This window comes from Amycolatopsis sp. WAC 04182, assembly GCF_003947465.1.
Classification (GTDB): Bacteria; Actinomycetota; Actinomycetes; order Mycobacteriales; family Pseudonocardiaceae; genus Amycolatopsis.
In genome coordinates this window covers 778,591-794,519 of record NZ_QHJJ01000003.1, presented here as the reverse complement: position 1 = coordinate 794,519, position 15,929 = coordinate 778,591, and the positions used below count along the sequence as shown (strand labels likewise).

General features: G+C 68.9%; 13 protein-coding genes. 8 read left to right on the top strand and 5 right to left on the bottom strand.

The window, feature by feature from the left end; genetic code table 11:
- The first annotated feature begins 121 nt into the window (after positions 1-121).
- From DMH01_RS17355 to DMH01_RS17345, 3 genes are read left to right on the top strand one after another with little or no spacing between them, the layout of a single operon-like run.
- Positions 122-574 (top strand): (2Fe-2S)-binding protein, encoded by a 453-nt coding sequence (locus tag DMH01_RS17355; RefSeq protein ID WP_125677964.1) that lies wholly within the window; start codon positions 122-124, stop codon positions 572-574.
- Positions 561-1,523 carry a xanthine dehydrogenase family protein subunit M gene (locus DMH01_RS17350; protein WP_125677963.1) on the top strand — a complete coding sequence of 321 codons (963 nt, stop codon included), beginning with the start codon at positions 561-563 and terminating at the stop codon, positions 1,521-1,523. Before DMH01_RS17355 ends, DMH01_RS17350 begins: the two co-directional genes overlap by 14 nt.
- On the top strand, positions 1,520-3,694 hold the full coding sequence (locus DMH01_RS17345) for a xanthine dehydrogenase family protein molybdopterin-binding subunit (RefSeq protein ID WP_125677962.1): 2,175 nt from the start codon (positions 1,520-1,522) through the stop codon (positions 3,692-3,694). Before DMH01_RS17350 ends, DMH01_RS17345 begins: the two co-directional genes overlap by 4 nt.
- A 50-nt stretch (positions 3,695-3,744) precedes the next feature.
- Here DMH01_RS17345 and DMH01_RS17340 read toward each other — a convergent pair whose 3' ends face one another.
- From DMH01_RS17340 to DMH01_RS17330, 4 genes are all read right to left on the bottom strand, one after another.
- Positions 3,745-4,206: a GreA/GreB family elongation factor gene (locus tag DMH01_RS17340; protein WP_125677961.1), complete on the bottom strand. Its 462-nt coding sequence runs from the start codon at positions 4,204-4,206 to the stop codon at positions 3,745-3,747.
- A gap of 90 nt (positions 4,207-4,296) precedes the next feature.
- Positions 4,297-4,464 (bottom strand): hypothetical protein, encoded by a 168-nt coding sequence (locus tag DMH01_RS43010; RefSeq protein ID WP_199745521.1) that lies wholly within the window; start codon positions 4,462-4,464, stop codon positions 4,297-4,299.
- The gene (locus DMH01_RS17335; protein WP_125677960.1) at positions 4,461-5,726 is read right to left on the bottom strand and encodes an FAD-binding oxidoreductase; all 1,266 of its coding nucleotides are present in this window, start codon (positions 5,724-5,726) and stop codon (positions 4,461-4,463) included. The genes DMH01_RS43010 and DMH01_RS17335 overlap by 4 nt, the downstream gene beginning before the upstream one ends.
- Positions 5,727-5,835: 109 nt before the next feature.
- Entirely contained in the window at positions 5,836-7,371 is a 1,536-nt protein-coding gene (locus DMH01_RS17330; RefSeq protein WP_125677959.1) for a CdaR family transcriptional regulator, read from the bottom strand.
- Between the two features lie 176 nt (positions 7,372-7,547).
- Here DMH01_RS17330 and DMH01_RS17325 point away from each other — a divergent pair, with 176 nt between their 5' ends.
- The 3 genes from DMH01_RS17325 to DMH01_RS17315 all read left to right on the top strand — a co-directional run bounded on the left by DMH01_RS17325 (position 7,548) and on the right by DMH01_RS17315 (position 12,018).
- Positions 7,548-9,116, top strand: coding sequence for a discoidin domain-containing protein (locus tag DMH01_RS17325; protein WP_125677958.1), 1,569 nt, complete (start codon positions 7,548-7,550; stop codon positions 9,114-9,116).
- 302 nt (positions 9,117-9,418) lie between these two features.
- The gene (locus tag DMH01_RS17320; RefSeq protein WP_125678802.1) at positions 9,419-10,969 is read left to right on the top strand and encodes a discoidin domain-containing protein; all 1,551 of its coding nucleotides are present in this window, start codon (positions 9,419-9,421) and stop codon (positions 10,967-10,969) included.
- A 17-nt stretch (positions 10,970-10,986) separates the two neighbouring features.
- Complete coding sequence (locus DMH01_RS17315; protein WP_125677957.1) at positions 10,987-12,018, top strand: hypothetical protein; 1,032 nt, start codon at positions 10,987-10,989, stop codon at positions 12,016-12,018.
- Here DMH01_RS17315 and DMH01_RS17310 read toward each other — a convergent pair.
- Positions 11,999-12,997 carry an Lrp/AsnC family transcriptional regulator gene (locus DMH01_RS17310; RefSeq protein WP_125677955.1) on the bottom strand — a complete coding sequence of 333 codons (999 nt, stop codon included), beginning with the start codon at positions 12,995-12,997 and terminating at the stop codon, positions 11,999-12,001. The genes DMH01_RS17315 and DMH01_RS17310 overlap by 20 nt on opposite strands.
- A gap of 159 nt (positions 12,998-13,156) precedes the next feature.
- Between DMH01_RS17310 and DMH01_RS17305 the strand changes: the two genes are divergently transcribed.
- Both DMH01_RS17305 and DMH01_RS17300 read left to right on the top strand, forming a co-directional pair.
- Entirely contained in the window at positions 13,157-14,665 is a 1,509-nt protein-coding gene (locus tag DMH01_RS17305) for an AbgT family transporter (RefSeq protein ID WP_125678801.1), read from the top strand.
- Positions 14,666-14,716: 51 nt separating this feature from the next.
- Positions 14,717-15,811 carry a M20 family metallopeptidase gene (locus DMH01_RS17300; RefSeq protein ID WP_125678800.1) on the top strand — a complete coding sequence of 365 codons (1,095 nt, stop codon included), beginning with the start codon at positions 14,717-14,719 and terminating at the stop codon, positions 15,809-15,811.
- The last annotated feature ends 118 nt before the right edge of the window (positions 15,812-15,929 follow it).

Below are 15,929 nucleotides of genomic sequence, written 5' to 3'. Positions count from 1 at the left end.
ATTCCGCTAACTTGAAAATCGAAGCGGATGAATATCCGTTTCACTTCGCGAACGGACTCCCCACCACCTCAACCTACGCCGTCGGGCCCCCCGGCCCGGACGATCTGCGGAAAGAGATCCAGTGGACATCTCACTCGAAGTCAATGGCAGGACGGAACATCTCGGAGTCGAACCCGGGGTGACCCTGCTGGACGCCCTGCGGGAGCGGCTCGCCGTCACGGGCCCGAAGAAGGGCTGTGACAGAGGGCAGTGCGGCGCCTGCACGGTGCACGTCGGCGGACGGCCGGTGCTCTCCTGCTTGACCCTGGCCGCCACCGTGAAGCAGCCGGTGACCACGGTCGAAGCACTGTCCACAGAGGACGGTCTGCATCCGGTTCAGCGGGCGTTCGTCGATCAGGACGCCCTGCAGTGCGGATTCTGCACATCCGGGCAGATCATGTCGGCCGTCGCCGCCGTCGAGCAAGACGTCGAGGACGTCCGGGAGTTCATGTCCGGCAATCTCTGCCGATGCGCGGCGTACCCGAACATCGTCGCCGCGGTCGAGCAGGCGAGGAGGGCCGATGCGTCCCTTTGAGCTGCTCGCACCCGAGACCGTCGAAGACGCGGTCGGCTCGTCCGGCACGTTCCTGGCGGGCGGGACCACTCTCGTCGACCTGATGAAACTCAATGTCCTGACACCGCAGCAGGTTTTGGACATCAACGCGGTACCGCTGCGCGGCATCGACACCGTCGACGGGCTCCGTTTCGGCGCGCTGGAGCGGATGGCGGACATCGCCGGACATCCCGGGGTGTACCCGGCGATCTCCCGTGCGCTGCTGCTCAGCGCCTCCCAGCAGATCCGGAACATGGCCAGCATCGGCGGAAACCTCATGCAGCGCACGCGCTGCTCGTACTTCCGCGACGTCGCCATGCCCTGCAACCGGCGAGTTCCCGGCAGCGGCTGCCCGGCGATCTCGGGCGCCAACCGGATGCACGCGGTGCTGGGCACGAGCGATTCGTGCGTGGCGACCCACGCCAGCGACGTCGCCGTCGCACTGGTCGCCCTCGACGCGCGGCTCCGCCTGGTCAGCGAGGCCGGGAGCCGCACCGTCGAGCTGGGCTCCTTCTATCGCCTGCCCGGCGACACTCCCGAGGTCGAGAACGACCTGCGGCCCGGCGAACTGATCGCCGAGGTCGTGGTCCCGCGGCTGGACTGGGCGTCGAACTCCACCTACGTCAAGGTGCGGGACAGGCAGTCCTACGAGTTCGCGCTGTGCTCCGCGGCGGTCGCCCTGCGAGTGGAAGGCTCGCGCGTCGTCGACGCCCGGGTCGCGGCAGGCGGCGTGGCCACCGTGCCGTGGCGGCTGCCCGCGGTCGAGGAGGCCTTGCGGGGTGCGCCCGCGACGGTCGCCGCTTTCGAAGAGGCCGCGGCGCTCGCCGCCGAGGGAGCGCGCCCGTTGGCCGCGAACGGATTCAAGACGTCGTTGCTGCGGCGGACCATCGTCCGCGCGCTGCTCGAACTGACCGAGGGGAGCCGCGCATGACCAGCCGGGTGGACGGGCCGCTGAAGGTCACCGGCCGGGCCGAGTACGGGGCGGATCACACCTTCCCCGGACTGGTCCACGGTTACGTCGTGCTCAGCACGATCGCCCATGGCGAGATCGACACGATGGACGTCACGGCGGCGAAGGGCGCGCCCGGCGTGATCGGCGTGTACACGCCCTTCGATCCGCTGGAACTGCGCACTCCGACCACGCCGTTCATGGGTGAGACCTGGGTTCCGTTGCAGGACAAGGAAGTCACCTACTACGGCCAGCCGATCGGGTTCGTGGTCGCCGAGACCTACGAGCAGGCGCGCGACGCGGCCATGCTGGTCGAGGTCTCCTACCTGACCCGGCCTGCACTGACTTCGCTGCAGGACGGCCTCGCCTCGGCTGAAGAAGCGCCTGACGGGAGGGGCGGCCCATCGTCACTCGCGATCCTCGCCGACGGTGTCGAGTCCATCGAAGACGCGCTCGCCGAGAGTCCGGTGGTCGTCGAGAACACGTACACCACCGCGACCCAGCATCACGCCCCGATGGAACCGCATTCCGCGGTCGCGGTGTGGGGGCCCGACGGCCTGACGATCCACAGCGGCAACCAGGGATCCGACCTCCAGGCGGCGGAACTGGCGATGGCGCTGGGCACGGAGCCGTCCGAGGTGCACGCGGTGAATCCCTTCGTCGGCGGTGCGTTCGGCGGCAAGGGCCGCACGTCCACCCCGGCGTTCCTCGCCGCGGCGGCGGCCAGGGTGCTGGGCAGGCCGGTGAAAGCCGTGCTCAGCCGGGAACAGGTCTTCACCGCGACCGCCGGCCGCGCCGCGACGGTGCAGAAGATCGCCCTCGGCGCGGAGCACGACGGCACGCTGAACGCGTTGCGGCACGATTCGTGGTGCAGCACGCCCATGGACCGGTCGTTCGTCGAGCCGACGTCGCACGGCACGTCGCGCGAGTGGTACGCCACCCGGAACCTCGCCATCAGCCAGAAGATGGTGCCGCTCAACATCCCGCCGACCACCTTCATGCGGGCGCCGGGGGAGGCACCGGGATCCTTCGCGCTGGAGAGCGCGATCGACGAACTCGCGGTCGCGCTGAACATGGACCCGATCGAGCTGCGGCAGCGGAACAATTCGACCGCCCCGCCCGGCAACGATCTGCAGTGGTCGAGCAAACACCTCGACGAATGCTTCCGCGTCGGCGCGGCGCGATTCGGCTGGGCGGATCGCGCACCCCAAGGGCGCGCGGACGGCGACTGGCTCGTGGGCATGGGCACGGCCACCGCGATGTTCCCCGCGCTGCGGTTCCCGGCAACCGTCGGGATCACCCTGCTGCCCGACGACACGGCCGTCGTCGCGACCAGCGGCGCGGACCCCGGCACGGGTCTGCTGACCGTGCTTTCCCTGGTGGGCGGGGAGTCGCTGGACATCCCGTCGGACCGGGTGGTACCGCGGCTCGGCGACTCGACCCTGCCACCCGGAGGCATGTCCGGCGGTTCCACGGCGACCGCGAGCGCGGGCACGGCCATCATGATCGCCGCGGCCAAGGCGATCGACGAGCTGCTCGCGCTGGCGTCCGCACCCGGCGCGCCGTTCGACGGCATGGACGTCTCCTACGCGGACGGCCAGGTGCTGGCGGGAGACCGGACGATGTCCTTCGGGGAACTGTTGCGGGCACTGGACCGCCCCTCGTTGGCCGTGACCGGTTCCTCGGCGCCCGGCGAGGAGCTGACGAAACATTCGTTCAGCTCGTTCGGCGCGCAGTTCTGCGAAGTCCGCGTGCACAAGTGGACCCGCGAGATCCGGGTGTCCCGCATGCTCGGGGTGTTCGACGCCGGCCGGATCATCAACCCCGCGGCGGCGCGCAGCCAGATCCTCGGAGGCATGATCTGGGGTGTTTCGGCCGCCCTGCACGAGGGGTTGGAGGTCGAGGAGAACGGGCGATTCGCCAACGGTGACTTCGCGAGTTACCTGATCCCGGTGAACGCGGACATCCCCGAGGTCGACGTTCACTTCGTCGAGTACCCGGACACCCTGCACAACTCGGTCGGCGCGAAGGGACTGGGCGAGATCGGCATCGTCGGGATGGCGGCGGCCGTCGCGAACGCCGTCCACAACGCCACCGGCATCCGGGTCCGGCACATCCCCATCCTGATCGAGGACCTCCTCGAGGAGTCCTAGGAGATCGGGGTTCAGGACTCGGACTCCCGGTTGCCGAGCTGAGGAGCGGGTCAGTGTGCGGTCTCCCGATGGCGCCCGTAGGGCTTGGCGTCGAGAAGCGTGACGCGCACCGCCCCGCCGCTGGGCACGCGATACTCCCGCCTCTCGCCCGGCTTCGCGCCGTGAAGCGCGCGGCCGAGCGGGGAGTCGGGGGAGTAGACCTCGAGTGTGCTGTGGCCCGCCTCGTCCCGCGTGCCGAGCAGGAAGGTCTCGGTGTCGCCGTCGTCGTACCGGACGGTGAGCACCATGCCGGGCTCGGCGATCCCGTCGTCGGGCGGATCCTGTCCGACGACGGCGCCGCGCAGCATGTCCTCGATCTGCCGGATCCGGGCCTGCCGGTGGATGTTGTGCGCGATTTCGTCGTCGTCGCCGTACCGGTCGCCGGTGCCGGGGCGCCGCAGCGTCGCGAGCTCCCGAACCAGGCGCGCGTGCGCTTCCGGGGTCAGCCAAGGGCCTGACGAGACGGTGGACATGGTGGTGATCGCCTTTCGGTGGATACGTCTGCGGGGGCCGGGCGCGGAAAGGACCCGACCCCCACAGACCTTCGGTGAGGCCCGCGTCGGTCAGCGGGCCTCGGGTTCGGGTGACCGGTGCCGGAAGACGCCCGCGTCGGTGGCGAACCCGATCGCGGCCTTCAACAGAAGGTCCTTTTCGGCGCGCAGGAGGGCGTTTTCGGCGCGGAGCCGGTCCACTTCGGACTGTTCGACGGAGATTTCGTTGTCCGGAGTCATCGGCGAAGCGGGTCGAACGGGCGCAGGGCCTCCGGCTGTTTGCCGGTGGTGATGTGCTCGGCGAGGAGCCGTCCGGTGATCGGGCCGTGGGTCAGTCCCCACATCCCGTGCCCGCCCGCGACGTAGAGCCCGGGTGTGCTCGTCGCGCCGATCACGTGCCGTCCGTCGGTGGTGACCGGGCGGGAGCCGACCCATTCGTCGGTGCGTCCCTCCCAGTCCAGTCCGGTGAGGAAGGGCCGTGCCGAGGCGATGATCGAGGCGATCCGGGCCGGATCCAGCGGCGCGTCCGGCTTCCGGAACTCCATGGTCCCGGCCACGCGAAGGCCTCCTCGGTACGGCGTGCACGCCACGCGGATGTCCGGCAGGTAGAGCGGGCCGGGCACCGGACGGTCGGTCGGCACGGTGAAGGAATAGCCGCGTCCGGCGCGGACGGGGGCCTTGACTCCCCACTTCCGGCCCAGGTCACCCAGCCAGGCACCGGTGGCCAGCACGACCGCGTTGGCGTTCACCGTCTGGCCGGTCTTCGAGCGCACACTCAGCGCGTGCCGGTACGCGCGCAGGGAAGCGACGTCGAACTTGTGGCGGATCGTGCCGCCCCGGCCGACCACCGCCCGTGCCAGCGACTCGACGAACCGGCCAGGGTCCACATAGCGCTGCCCGTCGATCCGGACGGCGGCGCCGAGCCGGGCCGTGGCCTGGGGAAAGCGCTCGGCGAGATCGGCAGCGGTGAGGCGTGTCCAGGAGATGTCCTGTCCGGTCTCCCCGATGCGCCGGAGTTCGGAGATCAGCGCCGCGGCCTGGTCCGCGGTCTCGAACGCCGCCGTGATCGGCGCTTCGATGGTCGGCGCGTCCACCCCGTTCGCGGTGAGGACGTCGAAGGCTTCCAGGCACTCTTCGTTCAGCGGCGAGTTCGCCTCGACCGCACGGGTCCACGAACGTCCCGTGCAGTTCGCGGCGAAGCGGGCGAGGAACGACCACAGCCGCGGATCGGGGGACGGCGGGACGTGCAGCGGTGCCTGCCGGTCGAGCAGTGTCCGCAGTCCGTAGCGCAGGACACCGGGTTCGTTGAGCGGGATCGAGAGGCCGGGGGAGAGCCAGCCCGCGTTGCCCCACGACGCTCCCGCCGCGATGCCTTCGCGGTCCAGCACTGTGACGCCGACGCCGCGTTCCTGCAGGAACCACGCGGTCGACAGGCCGACCACGCCGGCTCCGATCACGATCGCCGAACGCGGGCCGCCGTCGATCCGGTCGAGCTCGCCCATGAATTCCTCCGCTGCACGAGTGGTGCTGTCGCGGTCAGGATGGCTCGAATCCGGGCGGCGGAGATTGTCCGGATCCGACAATCCGGGCGGATCGTTTTGGTCGGAACGGTCAAGGGGCCGGTTCGGACACGGCCAGCTCGATGATCATCGCCAGCCGTTTCGCGGGCTGGTCGAGGCGGAGTTCGGTCACCTCCGCCATCTTCCGGAGCCGGTACCGGATCGTGTTGGGGTGCACTTCCAGCCGCTCGGCGGCCTCCGCGAGATCCCCCTGCGCCTCGAGCCAGGCGCGCAACGTCGCGACGTAACTGGTGGCGTTGGCGCTGTCGTGCCGCCGCAACTCGGTGATCGGGCCGCGGGCCGGCGCCCTGCCGGACGCCGCGGCGGCCCGCAGCCGTTGCACGAGGATGTCGTCCCAGGCTTCGTCGTAGGCGATCGCGGATTCGGTGCCCGGTCGCACGGCGTGCAACGCGAGGCATTCGTCGGCTTCCAGCCTGCTGGCCGGCAGTTCCGCCGACGCCGCGCCCGCGCCGATCCCGGCCAGCATCGTCACCTGCCGGGGCAGCGCCTCACGGATCGAACGCACCCACGCCCTGGCCGCCTCGACGTCGTCCCCGGGCAGGACGGTGTAGACGGTGTTGCTGAACAACGTGCTGCGACCCGGCCGTGACCAGCCGAAACCGGTCGTCGCCCGCTCGAACGCGAGCAGGAGCGCGGCGTGGCGCTCGTCGCCGATATGGGCCTGGAGCGCGATCACCCGGAACCGGCCGGGCGGCAGGCCGAGCCTGCTGAGCACGGCCGCCGCGTCCGGTGTTCCCTCCACCAGCCGGATCACCAGGTCGGATTCGACCTGCCGCTCCAGGTCCGCGCTCGCCCGGGAACGCAGGAGGTGCAGGCCGACCGTGCGTGAACTGTCCCGCAGGACCGCGCGCCGGGCGTCGGTCAGCGGCCGGTCGCATTCCACCCAGATCGAGCCCAGCAGCTCCCGGCCCGCGCGGACGGCGACGACCATGCGCCCGGTCAGCCCGTGTTCGGGATCGGCATCGACGAACAGCGGTTCGTCGGATTCCGCGAGGTGCTCGAACACGCCCCGGCGTTCGAACAGTTCGCGGACCGGCTCCGGGACACGCCTGCCGAGGATCGTCTCCAGCCGCGCCCGGTCGGCCAGGTGCTGCCTGCTGGAGTAGGCCAGGACCCGGGAGAGCCGGTCCTCGATGGTCACCGCGCTGCCGAGCGCGTCCGCCAGGCTGTCGGCCAGCGCGAACAGGTCGGTCGGACCGCGGCCCGACTCGGTCTCGCGGCCTTCCAGGACGAGCCCGTAGACCACGCCGGCGAGCTGGCCCCAGGACACGTCCGGCTCCACCAGCAGTACCGCGACACCGCCGCGCTCCGCACGTTCGGCCGCCGCCGGATCAGGCGCCGACCCGCGGACCAGGACGACCGACGCCCGCGCCGCCGTTGCCAGATCGACGGCCGCCGCGACGGAGTCCGTCCCCACGGCGAGATACACGTCCCCGCGCAGGTCGCGGGCATCCGCGGCGTCGTGCATCACCACGTCGCGCAAGGCCACCTCGCGCGACACCGGGCAGCACCACAGCCGCGCCCCGTATCCGCCAAGGACGTTCACGAGCCGATCCAACGTCACCATGGCCGCGACCCTGCCATCAAATGATGCCGGGCACGACGCGTTCACCCGTTGACTGTGAGTTTAAGAACCTTTTACACTGCGCATCGTTAGGAAACTTACTTAACTAAAGCGACTCCGGCTGCCAAGTCGCCGCCCACCGCCGGTACTCGCCGACTCCGCAACGTCGAGGAGTTCGCATGAAACGGAGAACACCCCTGGCCGGTGTCGCGGTGGCGACGCTGGCCCTGCTGGGGCAGACCTTGATCGCTTCGGGTCCCGCCGCGCAAGCCGAATCACTGCTCTCGGCGGGCAAACCGACCACGACCTCGTCGGTCGAGAGCGCCGAGTTCGGCGGCGCCAACGCCGTCGACGGCAACGCCACGACCCGGTGGGCGAGCGAGGAGATGGTCGATCCACAGTGGATCGCCGTCGACCTCGGCGCCGCCGCGACCGTCACCAAGGTCAAACTGAACTGGGAAGTCGCCTACGCCAAGACCTACAAGATCCAGGGCTCGGCCGACGGCAGGACCTGGACCGACATCAAGTCCGTCGTCGGCGGCGACGGCGGCATCGACGAGCATCTCGGCCTCAACGCCACCGCACGCCATATCCGCGTCCACGGCACGGCTCGCGGGACGGCCTACGGCTACTCGTTGTGGGAGCTGGAAATCTACGGTGACCGCGTCGGCGGTGGTGACACGCAGGCGCCGACGGCGCCCACGGGTCTCACCGCGAACGCCACCACGACGGACAGCGTCACCCTCGGCTGGACCGCGTCCACCGACAACGTCGGGGTCACCGAGTACGAGGTGCTCCGCGACGGGAACGTCGTCGGGACCTCGGCGACCACCACCTACACCGACACCGGCTTGGCGTCCGGAGTGGAGTTCGGCTACTCCGTGCGGGCACGGGACGCGGCGGGCAACGTCTCCGCGGCGAGCCCGGTGATCAGGGCGGCGACGCAGCCGGGCGGCACCGGCCCCGTCACCCTCGCGCTGGCGGGTGACATCGCCAACCCGGAGCTGTTCTCCACGCATCAGGGGACCGCGAACCAGGTCGCCAAGATCAATCCGAAGTACGTGCTGACCGTCGGCGACAACCAGTACCACAAGGGCACCATCTCCGAATACCGCTCGCACTACGACAAGACGTGGGGCAAGTTCAAGAGCATCACCAAGCCCACGACGGGCAACCACGAATGGGACGACCAGCTCCGGGGCTACAAGGAGTACTTCGGCTCGATCGCGTATCCGCAGGGCTTGCCGTACTACAGCTACGACATCGGTGACTTCCACTTCGTCGCGATGGACTCGAACCCGATCTACACCGGCGGCGGGTCCGATCAGGTGACCTGGTTGCGCAACGACCTGGCGAAGAACACCAAGTCCTGCGTCATCGGGTACTGGCACCACCCGCGCTTCAACTCGGGGAACTCCGGGGACAAGAAGCAGATGGCGCCGCTGTGGAACGAGATGGCCAACGCGAAGGCGGACATGGTGATCACCGGTCACGATCACCATTACGAGCGGACGAAGCCGCTGGACGTCAACGGGCACATCGACGAGGCCAACGGCGTGCGCTCGGTCATCGCCGGTATCGGCGGCGACTACCTCTACACGGACTACAAGGCGCGTGAAGGGGTGGAGAAGATCCTCGCCAAGCACGGGGTGATGAAGCTGATGCTGAACGGGAAGTCCTACTCCTGGGAAATCCACGACACCAACGGGAATGTGCTCGACAAGGCGGGTCCGTACACCTGCCGCTGACCGCCGTGGTCCGGTGCCGTACGCGGCACCGGACCCGGTGTCGTGAGTGGCGATTCGGGTTATTGGGAGGTAAGGCAAAGGTGGCGCGACACAGCCGCCGTGTGGTCCTGGACAGAAGCGATGTCCTGAAGGTCAACGTCGAGACATCCAACCTCCCCAAGGTGGCCTTCAGGACGCCCCGCCCGACAAGACACGTTTGGCCGCCGACTCGCTCATCGGTAGCCGTTAGTCAAGACATGACACATTGCTTGCCCCTCACCATGAACACGACGTAGGCCCATCCAGGAGTACAGGTGAATCGAATGGTGAAGCCGGGCACCGCCGCGATCGCGGCGATCGTCCTGCTCGCTCAGCCCGTGACGGCTTCCGGCGCCACGGCGGAATCCTTGCTGTCGGTCAACAAGCGGACCGCGACCTCCACCGTGGAGAGCGAGGGTTTCAGTGGCGCGCTCGCGGTCGACGGCGATTCGACGACCCGATGGGCGAGTCTGGAAGGAGATCCACAGTGGATCGCGGTCGACCTCGGCGGTCCGGCGGACATCAGCCGGATCAAGGTCTTCTGGGAATCGGCCCACGCGAAGGCCTACCAGGTCCAGGCGTCCGACGACGGCCAGAACTGGCGGGACGTGAAAACCGTCGTGGGCAGCGATGGTGGCCTCGACGAGTTCGCCGGGCTGAACACCTCCGCCAGGCACGTCCGGATCTTCGGCACCGCACGGGCGACCGTCTACGGGTACTCACTGTGGGAGCTGGAGGTCTACGGCGTCCGGACCGGTGACGGCGACATCCAGCCGCCTTCGGTGCCGACCGGGCTCCGGCAGGCGTCGTCCACCACCGAGAGCATCACGCTCGGCTGGACCGCGTCCACCGACAACGTCGGGGTCACCGAGTACGAAGTCCTGCGCAACGGCAACGTGATCGGCCGGTCCGCGACACCCTCCTACACCGACACGTCGCTGGCGTCGGGTTTCGACTTCCAGTACGCGGTGCGGGCACGGGACGCGGCGGGGAACCTGTCCGGATCGACCGCGCCGGTGAAGGCGTCCACCCGGCCGACGGCGTCCGACGGCATCGTCATCGCGCTCGCCGGTGACATCGCCAAGGCCGAACTGCCGTCCGAGCATCAGCGGACGGCGGAGCTGGTCGGCAAGATCAACCCGAGGTACGTGCTGACGGTCGGCGACAACCAATACGTCGACGGCACGATCGAGGAGTTCCGGACCTACTACGACAAGACCTGGGGCAAGTTCAAGAAGATCACCAAACCCACTCCGGGCAACCACGAGTGGAACAACGAGCTGGCGGGATACAAGCAGTACTTCGGGAAGATCGCGACACCGAAGGGCAAGCCGTACTACAGCTTCGACGTCGGCGCCTTCCATTTCGTCGCGCTCGATTCGGACCCGGTGTACAACGGCGGCGGCGCCGAGCAGGTGGCGTGGCTGCGCAAGGACCTCGCGAAAACGAAGAAGTCCTGTATCGCCGGGTACTGGCACCACCCGCGCTTCAACTCGGGGAACTCCGGCGACGCGAAGAGCGTGGCGCCGTTGTGGAACGAGCTGGCCAGGGCGAAGGCGGACGTCGTGTTCGCCGGTCACGATCATCATTACGAGCGGACGAAGCCGCTGGACGTCAACGGGCACATCGACGAGGCCAACGGTGTGCGCTCGGTCATCGCCGGCATCGGCGGCGACAGCCTCTATCTCGATTACAAGGCCCGCGAAGGCGTCGAAAAGATCCTGGGCAAGCACGGGGTGATGAAGCTGGTGCTCAAGGGGAAGACCTATTCCTGGGAGATCATCGGCACCAACGGGGAACTGCTCGACAAAGCGGGCCCGTACACCTGCCGGTGACAACGAAAGGGGACGGCGTGAAGCTCCCGGTGAAGTTCGTCGTGGCGCTGGCGGGTGTCGCCGCGCTCGCCGCCGCGTCGGTGGTGTACGTGGTGCAGGCCAAGGCGAACAGCCCTGAGCGGCGGACGGCCGACGCGGCGGTCGCGGTGGATTCCTCGGCGCCGGTCGTACTGGGGGAGCCGGGGAGGCTGCTGTTCCGCAACGGCGCGCCGGGTCCGGGGTACGGGAACGTCGCGTCGGTCCCCGTTTTCGAACCCGGGGGCCCGCGGCGGATCAGTTCGCTCGGCTGCGAACGGTTCTACACGGCGACGGACGGCGGATTGTGCCTGGCGAAGGAACCGACTCCGTTGCCGGGCGCGGTCGCCAAATTCGTCGACTCCGCGCTCGGCGAGGTCAAGCGCGTCGACGTCCCCGGCATCCCGAACCGCGCGAAACTCTCACCCGGTGGCCGGATGGGGAGCTGGACCACGTTCGTCACCGGTGACTCGTACTCGACGCCCGGCACCTTCTCGACGCGTACGGCCATCATGGACCGCGAACGGAACGAGCTCTCGAGCAACATCGAGGGCATCCCGCTGCGGATCGGGGACGAGGTCCACCGCGGCGAGGACGTCAACTACTGGGGCGTCACGTTCGCCACCGACGAGCGGACGTTCTTCGCCACGGTCGCCACCGGCGGGCGGACCTTCCTGGTGCAGGGCGACAACGAGGCGTGGAAGGCGCGCACCCTGCGGGAGAACGCGGAATGCCCGTCGTTGTCCCCGGACGGCACGAAACTTGCGTTCAAGAAACGCGTGGCCGGCGGCGACGTCCGACCCTGGCGGGAGCACGTGCTGGACCTGACCACGATGCGGGAGATCCCGCTCGCGGAGGCACGCAGTGTCGACGACCAGGTGGTCTGGCTCGACAACGACACGATCGCCTACGGCCTGCCGCGCGCGGACGGGAAGGAAAGCGACATCTGGTCCGTGCCCGCCGACGGCACCGGATCGCCGCGCCTGCTGGTCCCCCTGGCGTCGTCGCCGTCGGTCACGACGGCTCGTCGATAACGGCGAATCTCCCGTCCTCCCGGTACAGCCAGTACCGGCGCAGCATGCGCAACACCACGGAGACCTGCAAGGCGGTGATCCCGGGTAAGGGAGCGAGGTCCCTGGTGAGGAAGTCGGCCATTTCGTCCTCGTTCCGGAACACTCCCTGGTGGATGACCGAAGCGGTGCCGGCGACGATCGACACGTACCGCGCCGACGGATGCCGCGCCAGTTCCCGGGCCACGGCCTGGATGGCACCCGGGGTGATGGTCAGCGCGATGACCGCTTCCAGTTCGTAGCCGAGCTGCGCGGGTTCGACCTCGACGCGGGGCCGGACGATGCCGCGCCGCAACGTCGACTGGATCAGCCGGTACGCGGTGGACTGGCTGAGCCCGAGGCTCCGGCCCGCTTCGGCCGCGGTGATCCGCCCGTTCCCGGCCAACATCCCGATGAGCCGCCGCTCGTCCGAACCCACTTCGTCGGCGTCGAATCCGTCCGGCGCGGCCGGCACCACCTGTTCGCGGGACAGGATCCTCTGCTGGTCTTCGGTCAGCCGGTGCAGTCGCCAGGAATCGGCCCTGGTCAGCGCCCGCAGCACCAGCTCCGAATGGGTCCCCGCCACACCCGGCACCCCGGGGATGCGCTCGGCGAGCAGCTCGCGCGCCTCGGCCCGGTCCGGAACGTGCACGGCCAGGTAGACGTCCGACCGGCCGGCCGTCTCCGCCGCGAGCTGGACCTCGGGAAACCGTGCGAGCGCCTTCGCCGCCGAACCGGACGCGCCCGGTTCGGTCGTGACCCAGACATGCCGCGGGTTCCCGCGCGCCCTCGCCGTCCACTCGACCTGGCCGATCACCCGGAGGATCCGCTGCTCCTCGAGGCGGACCAGCCGCCGTCCCACCGTGCTGGCGGACACGTCGAGCGCCTCGGCCAGCGTCGCGACCGAGGCGCGCGGGGCGATCTGGAGCGCCGCGATCAGGTCGAGGTCGGGTTCGGTCAGCATTGTCTGAATGTATCAGTCATCAAAGATGTCCATGTGACTGATCCGTGCAGAATTCAGTTCAGGGTTGCACTATTCGTTCGCTTGAGTTTGTAATGGGCCTCCGATCAGGAAGGAGCCGCGCCGGTGAGTTCCAGCCAGGCCAGAACGACCTCACGTCCGATGAACCTCCTGCTGCGCGCGCTCGACGGTGTCGAGCGGCTCGGCAACAAGCTGCCGCATCCGTTCTGGCTCTTCGTCATCCTGAGCGGAGTGCTGGCTCTGGCCAGCTGGGGGCTCAGCGCGGCCGACGTGTCGGCGGTGAACCCCGCCACGGGCAAACCGGTCGAGGCGAAGAACCTGCTGTCCGCCGACGGCGTGCGGATGATGGTGACCGACGCGGTCAAGAGCTACACGTCGTTCCCGCCGCTGGGCACGATCCTCGTGGTGATGCTCGGGGTCGCGGTCGCCGAACGGGCCGGTCTGCTCGCGGCCGTGCTCCGCTCCGGCGTTTCGAAGGTTTCGCCGCGGTGGGTGACCTTCGCGCTGGCGTTCACCGGAATGGTGTCCCACGTCGCGTCCGACGCGGCCTATGTGGTGCTGATCCCGTTGGGGGCCTTGGCTTTCCGCGCGGTGGGGCGCAGCCCGATCCTCGGCATCGTGGTCGCGTTCGTGTCCATCTCCGCCGGATACGACGCGAGCCCGCTGATCACGCCGACCGACGCCATCCTGTCCGGGCTGACCACGGCGGCGGCACAGACGATCGATCCGGCCTATTCGGTCACCCCGCTGGCCAACTACTTCTTCTCGCTCGCTTCGTCGGTCGTGCTGGCCGCCGTGATCACACTCGTGACCGAGAAGGTCCTCGCGCGGCGCGCCGAGGCGATGCCCGTCGACGACGACGCGCAGGAGGACGATCTCGGCTCGCTCCAGCTCAGCCGTCAGGAACGACGGGGCCTGCTCGCCGCGCTCATCGCGCTGGCCGTCTTCGTGGTCGCCCTGGTGCTGGCGGTGCTGCCCGCGTCGTCGCCGTTACGCGGCAAGGGCGGAAGCATCATCGAGTCACCGCTGCTGACCTCCATCTCGATCTTCCTCGCGCTCGGCTTCCTGGCGGCGGGCTGGGCCTACGGCAAGGTCGCCGGGACGGTGACCAGCAGCCGCGACATCCCGGGGTTCATGGCACACGGATTCCGCGAGATGGCGCCGATCCTGGTGCTGTTCTTCGCCATCTCGCAGTTCCTGGCCTACTTCAAATGGACCGGTATCGGCGAGATCACCGCGATCAACGGCGCCGGCCTGCTCAAATCCGCCGGCGTCTCCGGGCCGGTCATCATGCTGGGCATCCTCGTCGTGGTGACCCTGGTGAACCTGATCGTCACCAGCGGCTCCGCCCAATGGGCCCTGATCGGTCCGGTGTTCGTGCCGATGCTGATGCTGCTGGACATTCCGCCGGAGACCACACAGGCGCTGTACCGCATCGCGGACTCGTGCACGAACGCGATCACCCCGATGAGCCCGTACTTCGTGATGGCGCTGGGTTTCCTGCAGCGCTACCGGCGTTCGGCGGGGATCGGCACGCTGTTCTCGATGACGGTCCCGCTCGCGTTCAGCCTGCTGGTGGTGTGGACGTTGCTGTTCTTCGTGTTCTGGGTGTTCGGCATCCCGCTCGGCCCCGGTGCCCCCGTTCGCTAGGAAGGAATTCTCTTGTCACACACGGATTGGTCCCGGCAGGTACTGCCCGCCATGCTCGACGATCTGCGGACCATCGTCGAACTGGAGACGCACAGCTACGACAAGCCGATGCTGGACAAAGGCCTCGACACCCTCCGGGCCTGGGTCTTCGACCGCCTCGGCACCCCCGACACCGAGGCCCGGCACACCGACGCGGTTCGTGGCGACGTGCTGGAACTGAGCTATGCGGGGACGGCGCCGGGAACGGTGCTGCTGCTGAGCCACTACGACACCGTCTGGCCGACCGGCACGCTCGCCGGCTGGCCCTACACCGACGAGGACGGCCGCGTCACCGGGCCGGGCGCGTTCGACATGAAACTCGGTCTGGTGCAGTCGGTCTGGGCGCTGCGAGGCCTCCGTGAACTCGGCCTTCCGCATCCGTCGGTCAAGTTCCTCTTCAACGGCGACGAGGAGATCGGCAGCCCCCACTCACGGCCGTACATCGAAGCGGCCAGTGAAGGCGCGCTGGCCACCCTCGTCTTCGAGGCCTCGCTGGACGGCAAGCTGAAGACCGCGCGCAAGGGGGTCGGCCTGTTCGACGTGACCGCCGCCGGCGTCGAGGCGCACGCGGGACTGGACCCGTACGCGGGAGCGAGCGCGATCCACGCCCTCGCCGAGATCGTCGGACAGCTGGCGGCCGCGGGCTCGCGCGAACTCGGGACCACGGTCAACGTCGGCACCATCTCCGGTGGTACCGGTCGCAACGTCACCGCGGGCGGAGCGAGCTGCGGCGTCGACGTCCGCGTCGTCGAACCGTCCGAAATGGACCGGATCGACAAGGTGTTCGCAGGGCTGGAAACCGCCGATCCTCGCGTAACCGTCTCGGTCGAAGGCGAGTGGAACCGACCGCCGATGACACCGAACGACCCGTCGCGGGCGCTGTTCGCGACCGCGTGCAAGGTGGCCGCCGACGAGGGCTGGGAGCTGGAGGAGACGTCCGTGGGAGGTGCGAGCGACGGCAACTTCGTGTCCGCGCTGGGCCGCCCGGTGCTCGACGGGCTCGGCGCCGTCGGAGGCGGCGCCCACGCACGCGACGAACACATCCTCGTGCGGCACATCCCGGAACGGACGGCGCTGGCGATCGGGCTGATCGCGGCACTCGCCTGAAAGAGTTTGCCCGGTCCTCTCGCGGGTACGCCCTGGTGGAGGAGGTGTTCGATGCCTGGCCCCGCACTTCCGGTATCGACGTCACGAAGTCGCGCGGGCAGGCGAAGTCATGTCTTCA

What these genes read in the sequence shown, in the direction of transcription:
- DMH01_RS43010 (WP_199745521.1), bottom strand. Translation starts at nt 4,464, where the DNA reads ATGACTCCGGACAACGAAATCTCCGTCGAACAGTCCGAAGTGGACCGG.
- DMH01_RS17320 (WP_125678802.1), top strand. Translation starts at nt 9,419, where the DNA reads ATGGTGAAGCCGGGCACCGCCGCGATCGCGGCGATCGTCCTGCTCGCT.
- DMH01_RS17330 (WP_125677959.1), bottom strand. Translation starts at nt 7,371, where the DNA reads ATGGTGACGTTGGATCGGCTCGTGAACGTCCTTGGCGGATACGGGGCG.
- DMH01_RS17340 (WP_125677961.1), bottom strand. Translation starts at nt 4,206, where the DNA reads ATGTCCACCGTCTCGTCAGGCCCTTGGCTGACCCCGGAAGCGCACGCG.
- DMH01_RS17335 (WP_125677960.1), bottom strand. Translation starts at nt 5,726, where the DNA reads ATGGGCGAGCTCGACCGGATCGACGGCGGCCCGCGTTCGGCGATCGTG.
- DMH01_RS17325 (WP_125677958.1), top strand. Translation starts at nt 7,548, where the DNA reads ATGAAACGGAGAACACCCCTGGCCGGTGTCGCGGTGGCGACGCTGGCC.
- DMH01_RS17350 (WP_125677963.1), top strand. Translation starts at nt 561, where the DNA reads ATGCGTCCCTTTGAGCTGCTCGCACCCGAGACCGTCGAAGACGCGGTC.
- DMH01_RS17305 (WP_125678801.1), top strand. Translation starts at nt 13,157, where the DNA reads ATGAACCTCCTGCTGCGCGCGCTCGACGGTGTCGAGCGGCTCGGCAAC.
- DMH01_RS17300 (WP_125678800.1), top strand. Translation starts at nt 14,717, where the DNA reads ATGCTCGACGATCTGCGGACCATCGTCGAACTGGAGACGCACAGCTAC.
- DMH01_RS17345 (WP_125677962.1), top strand. Translation starts at nt 1,520, where the DNA reads ATGACCAGCCGGGTGGACGGGCCGCTGAAGGTCACCGGCCGGGCCGAG.
- DMH01_RS17310 (WP_125677955.1), bottom strand. Translation starts at nt 12,997, where the DNA reads ATGCTGACCGAACCCGACCTCGACCTGATCGCGGCGCTCCAGATCGCC.